The 13,967-nt window shown below is 67.3% G+C and carries 12 protein-coding genes and 1 pseudogene; 5 read left to right on the top strand and 8 right to left on the bottom strand.

All coding sequences use genetic code 11. From position 1 onward, the window contains the following. Positions 1–8: 8 nt before the first annotated feature. The 5 genes and pseudogenes from DI005_RS12540 to DI005_RS12520 all read right to left on the bottom strand — a co-directional run bounded on the left by DI005_RS12540 (position 9) and on the right by DI005_RS12520 (position 6,748). A complete protein-coding gene (locus tag DI005_RS12540; RefSeq protein WP_110341476.1) occupies positions 9–1,475 on the bottom strand; it encodes a class I adenylate-forming enzyme family protein in 1,467 nt (488 codons plus the stop codon). A gap of 165 nt (positions 1,476–1,640) precedes the next feature. After that, complete coding sequence (locus tag DI005_RS12535) at positions 1,641–2,912, bottom strand: CdaR family transcriptional regulator (RefSeq protein WP_233520110.1); 1,272 nt, start codon at positions 2,910–2,912, stop codon at positions 1,641–1,643. A gap of 148 nt (positions 2,913–3,060) precedes the next feature. Further along, a complete protein-coding gene (locus tag DI005_RS12530) occupies positions 3,061–4,116 on the bottom strand; it encodes an IS256 family transposase (RefSeq protein WP_168214115.1) in 1,056 nt (351 codons plus the stop codon). Between the two features lie 132 nt (positions 4,117–4,248). Then, positions 4,249–5,689, bottom strand: a pseudogene (locus DI005_RS12525) (cytochrome P450); the annotation flags it as partial. Positions 5,690–5,701: 12 nt separating this feature from the next. Then, the gene (locus DI005_RS12520) at positions 5,702–6,748 is read right to left on the bottom strand and encodes an LLM class flavin-dependent oxidoreductase (protein ID WP_162788649.1); all 1,047 of its coding nucleotides are present in this window, start codon (positions 6,746–6,748) and stop codon (positions 5,702–5,704) included. Positions 6,749–6,915: 167 nt separating this feature from the next. Between DI005_RS12520 and DI005_RS12515 the strand changes: the two genes are divergently transcribed. The 3 genes from DI005_RS12515 to DI005_RS12505 all read left to right on the top strand — a co-directional run bounded on the left by DI005_RS12515 (position 6,916) and on the right by DI005_RS12505 (position 9,280). Next, positions 6,916–7,602 carry a TetR/AcrR family transcriptional regulator gene (locus DI005_RS12515; RefSeq protein ID WP_110341482.1) on the top strand — a complete coding sequence of 229 codons (687 nt, stop codon included), beginning with the start codon at positions 6,916–6,918 and terminating at the stop codon, positions 7,600–7,602. Positions 7,603–7,705: 103 nt separating this feature from the next. Next, the gene (locus DI005_RS12510) at positions 7,706–8,080 is read left to right on the top strand and encodes a PaaI family thioesterase (RefSeq protein ID WP_233520109.1); all 375 of its coding nucleotides are present in this window, start codon (positions 7,706–7,708) and stop codon (positions 8,078–8,080) included. 54 nt (positions 8,081–8,134) lie between these two features. Further along, the gene (locus tag DI005_RS12505; protein WP_110341486.1) at positions 8,135–9,280 is read left to right on the top strand and encodes an acyl-CoA dehydrogenase family protein; all 1,146 of its coding nucleotides are present in this window, start codon (positions 8,135–8,137) and stop codon (positions 9,278–9,280) included. 236 nt (positions 9,281–9,516) lie between these two features. On the opposite strand, the gene DI005_RS12500 is transcribed toward DI005_RS12505, so the two are convergent. Beyond that, complete coding sequence (locus tag DI005_RS12500) at positions 9,517–10,092, bottom strand: TetR/AcrR family transcriptional regulator (RefSeq protein WP_110341488.1); 576 nt, start codon at positions 10,090–10,092, stop codon at positions 9,517–9,519. Between the two features lie 64 nt (positions 10,093–10,156). Beyond that, on the bottom strand, positions 10,157–10,531 hold the full coding sequence (locus DI005_RS12495; RefSeq protein ID WP_369973573.1) for an oxidoreductase C-terminal domain-containing protein: 375 nt from the start codon (positions 10,529–10,531) through the stop codon (positions 10,157–10,159). Positions 10,532–10,605: 74 nt separating this feature from the next. Here DI005_RS12495 and DI005_RS12490 point away from each other — a divergent pair, with 74 nt between their 5' ends. Next, on the top strand, positions 10,606–10,887 hold the full coding sequence (locus tag DI005_RS12490; protein WP_110341490.1) for a hypothetical protein: 282 nt from the start codon (positions 10,606–10,608) through the stop codon (positions 10,885–10,887). Positions 10,888–11,277: 390 nt separating this feature from the next. Here DI005_RS12490 and DI005_RS12485 read toward each other — a convergent pair whose 3' ends face one another. Continuing rightward, positions 11,278–12,171: an IS5 family transposase gene (locus tag DI005_RS12485; protein WP_183127900.1), complete on the bottom strand. Its 894-nt coding sequence runs from the start codon at positions 12,169–12,171 to the stop codon at positions 11,278–11,280. 512 nt (positions 12,172–12,683) lie between these two features. Here DI005_RS12485 and DI005_RS12480 point away from each other — a divergent pair. After that, positions 12,684–13,928, top strand: coding sequence for an IS256 family transposase (locus DI005_RS12480; protein WP_110341587.1), 1,245 nt, complete (start codon positions 12,684–12,686; stop codon positions 13,926–13,928). Positions 13,929–13,967: the final 39 nt, after the last annotated feature.

Raw genomic sequence — 13,967 nt, 5'->3', positions numbered from 1 at the left:
CCTCGCGGTCAGGCGGGCCGGCTGGCCATGGCAGCGAGCCGCTCGCGCAGTTGCGGTTTGTCGATCTTGCCGACCGGGTTCTTGGGCAAGGCGTCGATCAGATGAATCTCGGTGGGCAGCTTGTACTTGGACAGCCCGGCACGGCAGTGTTCGTGCAGCTCGGCTACGTCGACCGTCGCGTTCGGACGGGTAGCGACGAAAGCTGTCGGCACCTCGCCGAGCACCGGGTGTGGAGTTCCCACGACGGCGGCCTCCAGGACCTGGGTGTGCCCGTAGAGGACGGACTCGATCTCTTTGGGGTAGATGTTCTCGCCACCGCGGATGATCATGTCCTTGATGCGGTCGACGAGCACGAGGTACCCGTCCTCGTCGAAGCGGCCCACGTCCCCGGTGTGCAGCCAGCCGTCCACAATAGCCTTCGAGGTGTCATCCGGTCGGTTGACGTAGCCACGCATGACGTTGGGTCCGCGAACCACGACCTCGCCCGTCTCCCCCTTGGGGAGGACGTTCCCGGAGCGGTCCATGATCGCGACATCCTGGCCCTCAATAGGAAGTCCAACGGTTCCAGGCTTGCGGATACCGCCGACCGGGTTGATGGTCGATGCACATGTGCCCTCGGACAGGCCGTAACCCTCGACGACTGGGATGCCGAATCGGTTCTCGAACCGCTCGATGAGCGCCGCGGGCATCGGCGCGGCACCGCACACCGCCAGCCGCATCGAAGACAGGTCTGGTCGCTCCTCCTCCGGCCGTGCCAACAGCATCGCGTAGATCGCCGGGACCGCAGAGAAGTACGTCGGCCGGACCCGTTCCACCCGGCTGAAGAAGGTCTCCGGGTCGAACCGCCCCGCGATGGTCGACCGGCCGTCTACCAGCAACGGGGACAGAATGCTCACGACGATCCCGTTAACGTGGAACAGCGGTAGGATCAGTAGGCTGTGGTCGTCCTCCGAAAGCTCGACGGCCTTGATCGCCATGTCGCACATCGCCTGTAGATTGGCGTGGTCGAGCATGACACCTTTCGGCTTACCGGTAGTTCCGCTCGTGTAGATCAGCAGCGCGAGCGCCTCGCTCTCCTGCCTCACGGGTGGCTCGTCCCGGGGTTCCGCGGCGGCACACAGCTCGCGTGCGCCGATCGTGTCGACTCGCATCCCTGGGATGTCACTGATCAGCAACTTCGCTCCAGAGTCAGCGAGCTGGTACTCCGCCTCGGTGAGCGTCAGGTTCGGATTGATCGGCGTCACGGTGGCTCCGAGCCGCCATGCGGAAAACAATGCGATGACGAACTCGACCCGGTTCGGGAGCATGGCGGCAACGACGTCACCGGCAGCGACGCCACGCCCGCGCAGGAGCGCGGCGGCTGCCCGCACGTGCGCCAGGAACTGCGAATTGTTCAGCGAGAGGTCATCGTCGGACACACACAGGGCCTCGGGCGACCGCGCTGCGCGCGAGTCGGGCAGCACCGCAAGATGCATTTCGCTCCTCAGTCACAACGTTGTGATCCTGTAGAGGGCAACCGTAGAAGCGTTTCCCCTGGCCGCACATGGGCACGGCATACGAATCTTCCCAGGACGTTCGTGCGGACCGCACGAACGCGACGAGGCGGGCCGCCCGGCGGCCACCGGACGAGTGGCGGCTTGTCAAGCCTGTTCGGTGAGCACGCTCGTGCCGAGCCAGTGGCAGGCCTTCAGGGCGATCTCGATGTCCAGCTGGTCGGCGTCGATCGGCCTGCCGAGCTCCTCCTCGGCCTTGCGCACCCGGTAGTACACCGAGTTCCGATGCAGGGCCAGCATGGCTGCCGCAGACTGGTAACTGCCCCCAGTGGCGAGGAAGACGCGCAGGGTCTCGCGCAGCCGCGCGTGCTGGTCGTCGTCGAAGGCCAGCCTGCCGAGCGTGTCCTGGACCCAGTGCCTTGTCGCGCGTAGGTCCGCGCACATCAGCGCGATCGGGCCGACCTCGCGGAAGGCCGTGACGACCGGTGCACTCTCCCCCGCCGCCACGGCAACCGCCTGTGCCTGGCGCGCCTGCAGGTGTGTGCGGCGGAAGCCCCACACGTCGGTGCCGGGTTCGCCAACGGCGACCGAGATCCCCGGATGGCTCGGGCACATGGTCGAGCGGATGGTATCCACGTCCGGAGCCTCCCGACCGAGTTGCAGCCACGCCCATGCGGTGACTTGATCGTGCGGCAGGAACAACGGCAGCGCCCGGCAACCGAGGCACTCGGCCAGCTCCCGGGCGAACCGCTCGAAAGTCGACATGGCGCCGTCAGGCGGCACCGACCCGGTCGCCCACACGACGACGGCGAGGTGGCGCGAGCCCACCAGCCGGTAGCCGAGCGCCGCCTCGGCGGCGGCGATGTCCACGCGCTCCCCGTCGAGCAGCTCCCGGATGCGCGCCGCCCGCACAGTGTTGCGATCCTGCAGCCAGCGCTCGCGCTCGTCCTCATAGACCGCGAGCACCTGCTCGGTCACCCGGTCGATATACCCGAACGTGAGCGCCACAAGATGCCGCGCGGCCGCGCTGAGTAGCGACGCTTCGCCGCCCTGCCGGTCGAGTTCCTGCAGGCCATGCCGGAGGAATGTGTCGTGACCTAGACGGTAGGCACGCGCCAAGGCGTTCACCGCTACTCCGTGCTGGGCAAGCCGCCGAGCATACTCCGTCGCCGCAGGCGGCGCCTCGACCAGATCGAGGTCGATGCCGTGCTGCAGCACGTGCAGGGCACTGTCGACGTTGCCCTCGACACTGGCGCCGAGTAGCTGCACGAGACGCTCGTCTCCGCGCAGCGGTTCGATGTCGCTGGCCAGCCTGCTGCGGATCTCGAGCGTAAGCGAGCTCAGCCGGCGGTTGAGTGCCGCACCCACCGCGGCGACCCGCTCCGTGACCAGATTCGCGTCGCCGGTCGTGATGTCCACCTCCTTAAGTAATGTAATTCACCCGCCGAGCGTAAACCTCATCCCCACAGGGCTCGGGAGTGCTGCGGTGGGTGGAAGTACACGCGACACCCTCGAGCCCTGGGTTCGGCGGGGAGCGTCCGGCCGCCTGTGTAAGTGATCGTGGCGGTCATGGGGCGGGGATCCGCCCTTCGAAATAGATGGTGAACGCTTGCAGTACTTGTTTCCAGCCCGATGTTCGGATGCCGATGTTCGGCGTGCGGTAGTCCTCGAGGTTGCGGACGGCGAGGTAGAGCACCTTCAGCGCGGCCTGCTCGGACGGGAACTGGCCACGGTTGCGGGTGACCTTCCGCAGTCGGGCATTGAGCGACTCGATCAGATTCGTCGTATAGATCGCCCGCCTGACCTCGGGCGGGAACGCCAGGAATGGCGTGAACTCCTGCCAGTGGGTTCGCCAGAGCCGCACGATCGCCGGGTAGCGGGCCTCCCACTGCTCGGCGAAGGCCTCCAGCGCGGCGGCGGCCGCGGCCTCGTCGCTGGCGGTGTAGATCGCCTTGAGGTCCTTGGCCAACGCCGGCCAGTACTTGCGAGACGCGTAGCGCAGCGAGGCGCGGATCAGGTGCACCACGCACAACTGCACGGTCACCTGGGGCCACACGGTGGTCGCCGCTTCCGGCAGCCCGGATAGCCCGTCGCAGCACAGGATGCACACGTCCCGCACCCCGCGGTTACGCAACTCCGCGAGCACCGACATCCAGAACTTCGCCGACTCACCGGTGGAGGCACCCACCCACATGCCCAGCACCTGCTTGGCGCCCTCGCAGTCGATCCCGATGGCCAGGTCGTTGAACCCGTCCAGGCGGGTCTGGCCCTTGCGCACGATCTTCGGTTCGAAGCTGCCCCGCCAGTCTCGCGGCACCTGCAGGTCGACCGCGCCGGCCTCGGTCAGCAGCCTCTTCCCCGTGGCGCCGTTGCGGGAGTTGCCAGACCCGCGACCGGCCGGGTCGTGCTTCTCGTAGCCCAGGTGCTCGGTGAGCTCCTCGCCCAGGGCCCGCTCCAGCACGGCCTTGGTCACCTGGGACAGCAGGCCGTCCGGGCCGAGCAATTCGACCCCTTCGGCTTCGGCCTTCGCCAGCAGCTGATCAGCCAGCGCACCGTCGATCAACGACTCTTCCGCAGCCGGTCGAGCAGCCCTGCCCGCCGGCGCTGAATCGGAATTCGTCATCACGTGGTCCCTTCCCGAACCGCTTCCGCAGTTCAGAGTCGAGCCACGTCACTTACACAGCCGGTAGGACACGCCCGCGGCGAGGCCTTTGGCCGGGTCGGCTTGGTGTTTCCCGGGCAGGTCAACGGGGTGCAGGCGGACGGGGAGCCCGTCGGCGGGTACGGGAAGTGAGGTGTTATCCCAGCGGGCCTGGTAGCCGTGGGAGATGGTCCAGCGGGTGGTGCGGAGCATCTCGTGCAGGATGGTTTTGACTACGAGGGTGCCGAAGTGCATGCCGATGCATTTGTGCACGCCGCCGCCGAAGGGGACCCAGGCGAAGCGATGACTGTGGTTTTCGCGGCGGTGGGGGGCGAAGCGATCGGGGTCGAAGGTGTCCGGGTCGGTCCAGCATTCCGGCACGAAGTGGTTGAGGCGGGGGCGAGGGCGACGAGGGTGTCGGCGGGCAGGTAGTGGCCGAGGATGTCGGTGTCGGTGACCGTTTTGCGCATCACGAGGGGCACGGGAGCCAGTAGCGGAGGGATTCGTTGATGATCCGGTCGAGGGTGTCGAGGGTGTCCAGGGCGTCGATGTCGAGGGGGGCGTCGCCGAGGGCGAGGGATTCCTGCCGGGCTCGGTCTTGTCAGTCGGGGTGGGTGGCGAGGTAGTAGGCGGTGGTGGTGATGGTGGCGGTGTCGTGGGCCGCCATCATCAGAAAGATCATGTGGTTGATGACGTCGTCATCGCTGAAGTGCTCTCCTTCGGGGGTGGTGGCCTGGCACAGCGCGGCGAGGAGGTCCTCCCCGCTGCTGGCACGGGCGGCGGGCAGCTGCTGGGCGAAGTAGGCTTCGAGAACCCTGCGGCCGCGTACGCCGGCGCGCCAGCGGGTGCCGGGCAGCGGGGCGCGCACCAGCGCGCTGGCGGCGCGGACCGTGGCGACGAACGCCTGGTTGATCCGTTCGGTGTCGGTGGTGCCGCCGCGGCCGCCCATGAACACCTGGGTTGCGATGTCCAGCGTGAGGCGCTTGAGCAGCCAGTACAGCCGCACCGGCCGTTGGGTCGGCCAGGTGGGGATGGTGGCGCGCACGCAGGGGCTGACCTGGTGAGTGTCAGCCGGCGAGGCGGTCGCGAGTAAAGGCGTGCTGCATGATGCGGCGGTGCATCTTGTGCTCGTCGATGTCGAGCAGCATCAGCCCGCGGTGGAAGAACCGGTCGATGAGGAATCGCCAGCCGGCTTGGGAGAAGGCCTTGTCGGCGTTGGTGAACACGCGCTGGGTGGCCTCGGGACCGGCGATCACGGCGATGCGGGTGCCGAACGCGCCCATCCAGGTGACCGGGCCGTAGCGGTCGTAGCGTTCACGGCCGAACTCGGTGCCGAAGCGGATGTAGTCGAGCAGATGCCCGACCACCGGGGTGCCGTAGTCACCGCGGACCGGCCGCAGTCCGCTGCCCGCGGGCGGGGTGGCCAGGTCAGTGGTGGGCCAGCGGCGGCTGAACCGACGCCACGCCTGGTCGACGGCTGGGGTGCGGGTGCCAGCAGTACCGAGGACAGGCGCTGCCGCGCCGCCTGGGTGGTACGTTCAATGACGGGGACCATGACGGCTCTCCCTTATCTGGTAGGTGTGCTGGCGAGTGGGGCGAAGGCGTCGAGCACGGCGGTGGTGGCCGACGGGCCGGCGAAGGAAGGCGGATACAGCAGCGTCCGTTCGTACAGTCCCGCCCATCGCGCGGTGAATTGGCTGCGGACCTGCTCAGGTGTGCCGGACACGGCGATCGTGTCGATCATCCCGTCCGACACCGCGTCCACCATCGCCTCCAGGTCACCGGCGCGACGCGCCGCCCGGATGGCGCGCGCCTCGTCGGTGAAGCCGTGCAGGGTGAGGATGGGGTCGTAGGTTTTCACCGAGGCGTAGAACGCGATCTGCGCGGCGGCCATCCGCCGGGCGTGGTGTTCGTCGGGATGCACCGCGCAGATCACATACCCGGCCACAGGCACTGGCCCGGCGCGTCCGGCGCGATCGACGCCCGCCTGCAGCGCGGGCCGCACGATGTAGCGCAGGTATTCCGGGGTGAACAGCGGATGGCCCACCAGTCCGTCGGCCACTGCCCCGGCGGCGCGCACCATGCGCGTGTTCACCCCGGCCACATACACCGGCATCGTCGGCCGCGTGGGGGTTGCCACGGGCGCGGTGGGGATCACGTGTGAGCGGTAGAACCGGCCCTCGTGCCGCACCGGGCCCTCGTCCAGCCGCGACAACCTGCGCAGCAACGGCACCAGCTCCTCAATCCGGGGTGCGGAATGTTCCCCGGACAAGCTGTGCCAGTCCTGCTGCATGCGACGCGTGCCCGTGCCCAGTCCGAGGATCAGCCGGCCGCCGCAGAGCGCGTCCAGATCCCGCGCCTCGGTGGCCAGCACCAGCGGGCTGCGCCCGAACGCGTAGGCGATCCCGGTACCCAGGGTGATCGACTCGGTCACCGCGGCCATCGCCGCCACCGCGACCACGGCCGAGCGGTCGTAGAACTCCGCCGCCCACGCCGACTCGAACCCCGCTCGTTCGGCGTCCGCGGCCATCGCCGCCACTTCGTGCACATCTCGGCCGGTGCACACCAGGGATAGTCCCTTGCCGAACCCCGGGATGTCCGCAGGCCCAGCCACGGACGAGCGGTCAGCTGCCATGGACCGCACGACGTGACCAGAGCCATCCGCGGCCAGCTGGCCATCCTTCGACTGTCGCACCGGCATCGCCTCCGCCGCCGCTCGAACTTCTGACATAGGTCACAGTCAGAATGATTCTGACTGGAGGCTATGTCAAGATGACAGCTATGTCGGTGCCGAAGCGAAGCTATCGAGGGATCAGCGCCCAGCAGCGCCGTGACGATCGACGCCAGCAGTTGTTGGAGGCCGGGTTGGATCTGCTGGGCACCCAGGGGTGGCGGCAGACCACGATGACGGCCGTCTGTTCGCGGGCGGGTCTGACCGAGCGCTACTTCTACGAGAGCTTCTCCGACCGTGACGCGCTGTTGCTGGCGGTACTGGATCGGATCGCGTCTCAGATCCGTGACGTCGCGCTGCACGCTTTGGCTACCACCGATGGTGATCCCCACAGAAAAGCCACAGCGGCGATCAGCGCGTTCGTCGACCTGCTCACAAGTGATCCGCGTATCGGCCGCGTGGCCATGCTGGAATCCGCCGCCGCCGACCCGTTGCGCACCCGGCGGCACGAACTGCTGCGGGAGTTCGCCCAGCTGATCGCCAGGCAGGCCCACGCCCTGCACGGCGCCGACGCGCTCTCGGCACCCCATGACCAGATCGCCGGCCTCTTGCTCACCGGTGGCCTCGCCGAACTGCTCATGGCCTGGCTGGCCGGGGAGTTGCCGGTCAGTCGCCAGGACATCATCGAGGTCGCCGCCACCCAGTTCGCCGCCGCCACCCGGCGAAACCCAACCTCAACCCCTCACACGACTGCCTTGCTGGCCTCTAGTTCCGAAGGACCGACACGCGATGGCTGACCCCTCCCTCATCTCGCTGCCGCCGCACCACTCCCAGTGCCTGGGATGCGGTCCGGACAACCCGGCCGGCCTGCATCTGAAGGTCTACCGTGACGGGGACACCGTGGCCACCGACGTGGCCTTCGACGCCCGGCACCGGGGTGCCCCTGGCCTGGCACACGGTGGCGCGATCTCCGCGGCCTGCGACGACCTGTTCGGCTTCGTGCTCTATCTTGTGCAGGAGATCGCCGTCACCCGCACGTTGACGGTCAACTATCTGGCACCGGTGCCGCTAGGTCAGCCACACCGCATCACCGCACGCCTGCAGCGCCGCCAGGGCCGACGGCTCCACCTGGAAGCCACCGGTACCGGCCACGACGACGTGACCCGGTTCACCGCCGAAGCCCTGTTTCTCGTCGTCGACCGCGAACACTTCACGCCACACGGCGCCGACGCCGATGTTCTGGCCATGTTCAACCGACCGCCCGAACACCGCTGACAAGCACACGTGCCCGCACCCGTTGGGGAATGAGCAACAGCGAAGGAGCATGCCATGAGCGAGTACCGCAGCCGGTGGACGACCGCTGATCTTGACGAGTTCCGTGATCTGGCCCGTCAGTTCTGCCGGAAAGAACTGGCCCCGAACCAGCAGCGCTGGGCCGAGCAGAAAAGCGTCGACCGGGAGCTGTGGACCAAGGCTGGAGAGATTGGGCTGCTGTGCCTGTCCATCCCGGAGGAGTACGGCGGAGGTGGTGGTTCGTTCGCGCACGAGGCCGTGCTGCTGGAAGAGCAGGCCGCCAGCGGCGACAGTTGCTGGGGTGTGGGGCTGCACAACGCGATCGTGGCGCACTACCTGCTCGCCTACGGCACCGAGGACCAGAAGCGGGCGTGGCTGCCTAAACTCGCCACCGGCGAATGGGTGGGCGCCATCGCCATGACCGAACCGGGAACCGGCTCCGACCTGCAAAACGTGGCGACGAAAGCGATCCGTGACGGCGATGGCTATGTGGTCAACGGCGCCAAGACCTTCATCACCAACGGCGGCCAGGCCGACGTGGTGATCGTGGTCGCCAAGACCGATCCAACCCTGGGTGCGGAGGGCATTTCGCTGGTCGTGGTGGAAACCGACCGCGCGGGATTCCGGCGCGGACGGGTACTGGACAAGGTCGGCCTGCACGGCCAGGACACCGCGGAGTTGTTCTTCGACGACGTCCGCGTCCCGGCCACCAACCTCCTCGGCACCACCGAGGGTCAGGGCTTCCTCCAGCTGATGCAGCAACTCCCGCAGGAACGGCTGCTCATCGGCATCACCTCGGTCGCCGCCCTGGAAGCCGCGCTGGAAGACACACTGTCTTACACCAAAACCCGGCAGGCCTTCGGCCGGCAGATCTTCTCCTTCCAGAACACCAAGTTCACCCTTGCCGAGGCCGCAACCGAGGCCCGAGTGTGCCGGGTGTTCCTCGACGACTGCATCAGCCGGCACCTCGACGGCGGCCTGGACGTGGCCACCGCAGCCATGCTCAAGTGGTGGTGCAGCGACCGAGCGATGCGGGTGATCGACAACTGTCTCCAACTCCACGGCGGCTACGGGTACATGAGCGAGTACCGCATCGCCCGCGCCTGGACCGACCAGCGAGTCCAGAAGATCTACGGCGGCACCAACGAGATCATGAAGGAGATCATCGCCCGCACGCTGTAACTCGACGTTCCCCGGGACCAGGTGCGCTGAAGCCGCAGCCGCCAGGGCTTCGGCGGCCAGTGGTCGGCGTCCTGCGGACACGTGAGCGACGACCCGCCCGCACGCTCGCCAACCCGTTTCGGCTCAGCGCGACAGCGCACCCGAGCTCCGAATGCTCCGTGACCGGCTGGTGCGATGGCACACAACGCGACTGGCCGGGTTAACCGCGGCGTCTGGCCCCCGGCTCTGGTCCGTCGTCAGCGGTAGCGTAGGGGTGTGCGGGTCCGGGAGGGTTGGCCGCCGAGCACTCGGGCGGCCAGCCAGGCGAGGCGGTCGGCAGTATGGGCCGGGGACTGTGCGGGTTGCATGACGTGGCTGAGGACTGTCCGGACGATCACATCGATCACCACGCTGACCTGCTCGTGTGTGAGGTCGGGCTGGTAGGTCGTCACACGCTGCGTGAGCATCGCTGTGGTCCGGGTGATCAAGGTGTTCGCCTGGGTGGTGAGCAGCGGGAGCAGTTCGGTGTCCGCGCCGTAGGTGGCGGAGGCGATCGCACGGAGCAGGAGGTTGCCGGCGGCGAGGTCCAGCACGTCGCGCACTGCGTCGTGGATCGCTTCGACGAGGTCGGTGGGGTGGCGGTCGAAGGCGTCCCGGACAACGGCGAGGAACTGGTCGAGGTGGTGGTCCACCATGGCGTCGGCCAGCGCGGCCTTGGAGCCGATCTCGTTGTAGACGGTCTGGCGGCTGACACCGACGTGGTCGGCCAGCCGCGCCATGGTAACCGCTGACCAGCCGCTGCGAGCCGTCAGCTCGATCGCCGCAGCGATGATCGGCTGGCGGTACTGGCCGCCGACCGTCGGTTAGGTGGAGAGGGTTCTGCCCATGGCCGCCATGTTAGGCGGCTGTGGTCGTGGTGGCCGCGAACGCGACCGCTTCCGCCCACGAGCCCCGGGCCGCGACGCGTCGCCGGTACTTCATGATCTCGCGTGGCCGGTCCACGGTGAACGCGCCGACGATCCGGTCACCGCGCCGGTACAGCGCGGTGAACCCCGCCTCAGCGGGCACGGCGACCACGACCTCCTCAGCGCGTGGGGTGCCGACGAACTGGATGCGGTGGCCGTACCAGTCGGACCAGAAGTACGGCACCGGTACCAGCGGGCGTGCGGCCGCTGGGTCGAGGGCGTGGCGGGCGGCGGCCGCGCCTTGCGCCACATCGCCCGCCGCATACACACCGGGCAGGCCGGTCGCCAAAGTGGCGTCACAGATCACTGTTGCCGTCTACAGTGTGATACAACATGTCGCTAGGTCAGCTTGGCAACACGACCCGGAAAAGAGGCAAGGAAGTGGACAAGGAACAGCACTTCGAGCTGCTCCGGGAGAGTGCGGCCAAGGTCAAGGAGCTCCAGGATCGGCTCCAGAGCATTCGTGATCAAGAGGCGGCGCTACAAGCCCAGCGAGTCACAACGCTCGAAGAGCTCAAGAAGGCCCGTGACGCGCGGTTCGAACGCATGACTGCGGCGATCGAAGACAACGTCCCGAAGGCGCAGGTCGCCCGCGAACTCGGCATGGACCGCACCAACCTCTACAAGCTGCTTGAAGGCAAGGACGACAACGCCGACGCGTGACCGCGTCGCATAATCGTCTGCGCAATGCTGGCTCGCGCAGGTCAGGATCGAGGCACCCGCCTTCATGCGTAGCCATGCCACTTGCTCGGTCGACTGGCGTCGTTGAGCGCGAGGAGGCTTGCGACAGCTGGCGAAGTTCAGCGACCGATAAGGAGGCCATCCTTGAATCTGTGGCTGCAAACCGCAACAGCGTTGGTCGCGGCGATCGGTGCGTTCGTCGGCGTGAAGCTGTCGGTTCGAGGCAACGACCGTGCGACGATCCAGCGGGAGATCGCCCGCACGTCGCGAGGAGTGGTGGCGTCGCTTCACATGGGCGGCCGAGTTGACCCTCGACGAGGCGGCGGTCAAGCGCGCAGCTGGACTCCGAGTGCTCACTCAGCTAGGAGCTGTTTAGGAATTGGTCTTGGTGAGGTTGCGTAGCCAGATGTCGATGGTGGCGACGTGGAGGGTGGCTTCGTAGCGGACGGCGAGTTTGTCGTAGCGGCTGGCGATGGCGCGGTGGTGTTTGAGCTGGTTGATGCCGCATTCGACGGCGTGGCGTTGCCGGTAGTGGTGGGGGTTGAAGGCGGGTGGGCGGCCACCGGCTGATCCGCGGGCGCGGCGGTGGGCAGTTTGATCTTTGGGGGTCGGGATCGTGGCCGCGATCCCGCGTGTGCGCAGGTAGGCCCGGTTCGAGCGGGAGGAGTAGGCCTTGTCGGCCAGCACGCGCCGTGGGCGTGTGCGCGCTCGTCCAGGTCCGGGCCGGGGCACCCGGATCGCGTCCAGCACGCTGGTCATCTGAGGGCTGTCACCGCGTTGACCGGCGGTGATCACCAGTGACAACGGTTTGCGTCCTTGTTCGCAGGCCAGGTGGATCTTCGTGGTGAACCCGCCCCGGGACCGACCGAGCGCGTGGTCGCCCGGCTCGTCGCCGGGCGGTTCGACCTGCTCATCGGGTCGGCGGCGGGCCCCGGACGCGTGCTGGTGGGCCCGATTGATCGTGGAATCCACCGACACCTGCCAGTCGATCAGCCCTGCCCGGTCGGCCCATGCCCACAGCATCGTGAGAATCCAGGGCCACACGCCCTCCCGTTGCCAGCGACGGAACAACTGATAGATCGACTGCCAGTGCCCGTACCGTTCCGGCACGTCCCGCCAGGGAGCACCGACTCGTACCCGCCACCGGATCCCGTCCAGCAACTGACGCCACGTCCACTTCGGCCGACGACCTGCCACGGGTCGAGGCGGCAACACACGCTGCAACGCCTGCCACTGCCGGTCCGTCAAGTCTTTACGCGCGCCCACCGATACGCTTCCCACCGAGGTCTCCGGATAGATGCTGATCTTCTTCGTCGTTGATCCATCTACCGGAGACCTCGCTACACCCACACACCAGGGCCCCTTCTTAAACAGCTCCTAGCCCTCTCTGAACTCTCGCAGCGGGATGAGCACTTGGTCCTCGACGCCTTTCCGGCGCGCGTGCTAGGCGAAACCGAACCTGACATGCCACCCGGTACAGCGGAAGAGCAAGTTGCGGCAGCACAACTGAGACTCGTACTCGACCGTGTACTTGGCGATACCACGCCTGACTACGTGCGCCGCTTGGCCGGCGAAAGCCACACCCTTAGATCCGCGGCCAGGCGGAACCGTCGGATCCACACTGCTATTCAGCTAAGCACACTCGCCAGTTCCATCGTCAGACTCAGCCTCATCGGCACTAGGCGGGGGACTGTAATTTCGTTGGTGTAACTCCTGAGGTGAAGGAGACATCTGTGACTGATGGGACGGGCAACGGCGGCGAGGCGAAGGCTCCGGCGATGGCGGATGGAGTGGACGATCAGCTGGTGCAGCAGCTGGCGGATCGGGCGCGGGCCGAGGGTCTGCAGTTGACCGGTGAGGGCGGCCTGCTGGCGATGCTGACCAAGAAGGTGGTGGAGTCGGCGTTGGAAGGCGAGATGGACGACCATCTCGGCTATTCCAAGCATGACCCGGCCGGCCGCAACGGCGGGAACTCTCGCAACGGCCGGCGCGGCAAGAAGGTGCTGACCGAGGCCGGCCCGGTGGAGATCGCTACCCCGCGGGATCGCGACGGCAGTTTCGAGCCGCAACTGGTGGGCAAGGGCCAGCGCCGGCTGACCGGGCTGGATGATCTGGTGATCTCGTTGTCCGCCAAGGGGCTCACGCATGGTGAGATCGCCGCGCACCTGGCCGAGGTGTACGACGCCGAGGTGTCCAAGCAGACCATCACCACCATCACCGACCGCGTGATGGACGGCATGGCCGAGTGGCAGAACCGGCCGCTGGATGCGGTGTATCCGGTGGTGTTCATTGACTGTGTGAATGTCAAGATCCGTGAGGGCAACGTCGCGAACCGGCCGATCTATCTGGCGCTCGGCGTCACCGTGGAGGGCACCCGCGACATCCTCGGGCTGTGGGCTGGCGAACACGGCGACGGCGAGGGAGCCAAGTACTGGCTGCGGGTCCTCTCGGAGATCAAGAACCGCGGCACAGCCGACGTGTGTATCGTCGTGTGCGACGGACTCAAGGGCCTGCCCGAGGCCATCGAAACCGTGTGGCCGCAAGCGATCACCCAGACCTGCGTCGTCCACCTCCTGCGCAACAGCTTCCGCTACGCCTCCAAGCGGGACTGGGCGGCGATCGCGAAGGACCTCAAGCCCCTCTACACCGCGCCCAGCGAGTCGGCGGCACTGGACGCGCTGGCTGCCTTCGGTGACAAGTGGGAGGCCCGCTACCCGGCGATCATCAAGCTATGGGAGAACAGCTGGGCGGAGTTCGTGCCGTTTTTGCAGTTCGACGCCGAGATCCGCACCGTGGTGTGTACCACGAACGCCATCGAGTCGATCAACGCGCGGATCCGACGGGCGGTCAAGGCCCGTGGCCACTTCCCGACCGAGGCCGCCGCGCTCAAGTGCGTCTACCTAGCGTTGATGAGCCTCGATCCCACCGGCACTGGGCGCAAACGCTGGGTCGCCCGTTGGAAGGCGCCGTTGAACGCTTTCGAGCTCACCTTCCCCGGACGCCTGACCACGAACAAGAAGTAGAACCGACAAGATCAGTTACACCAGCTTCTTGACAGACCC

It is taken from the genome of Prauserella sp. PE36, assembly GCF_003311655.1.
Lineage (GTDB): Bacteria > Actinomycetota > Actinomycetes > Mycobacteriales > Pseudonocardiaceae > Prauserella_A > Prauserella_A endophytica.
Note: the sequence above shows the minus strand (reverse complement) of the source record. Positions and strands in the feature narration are given on the sequence as shown.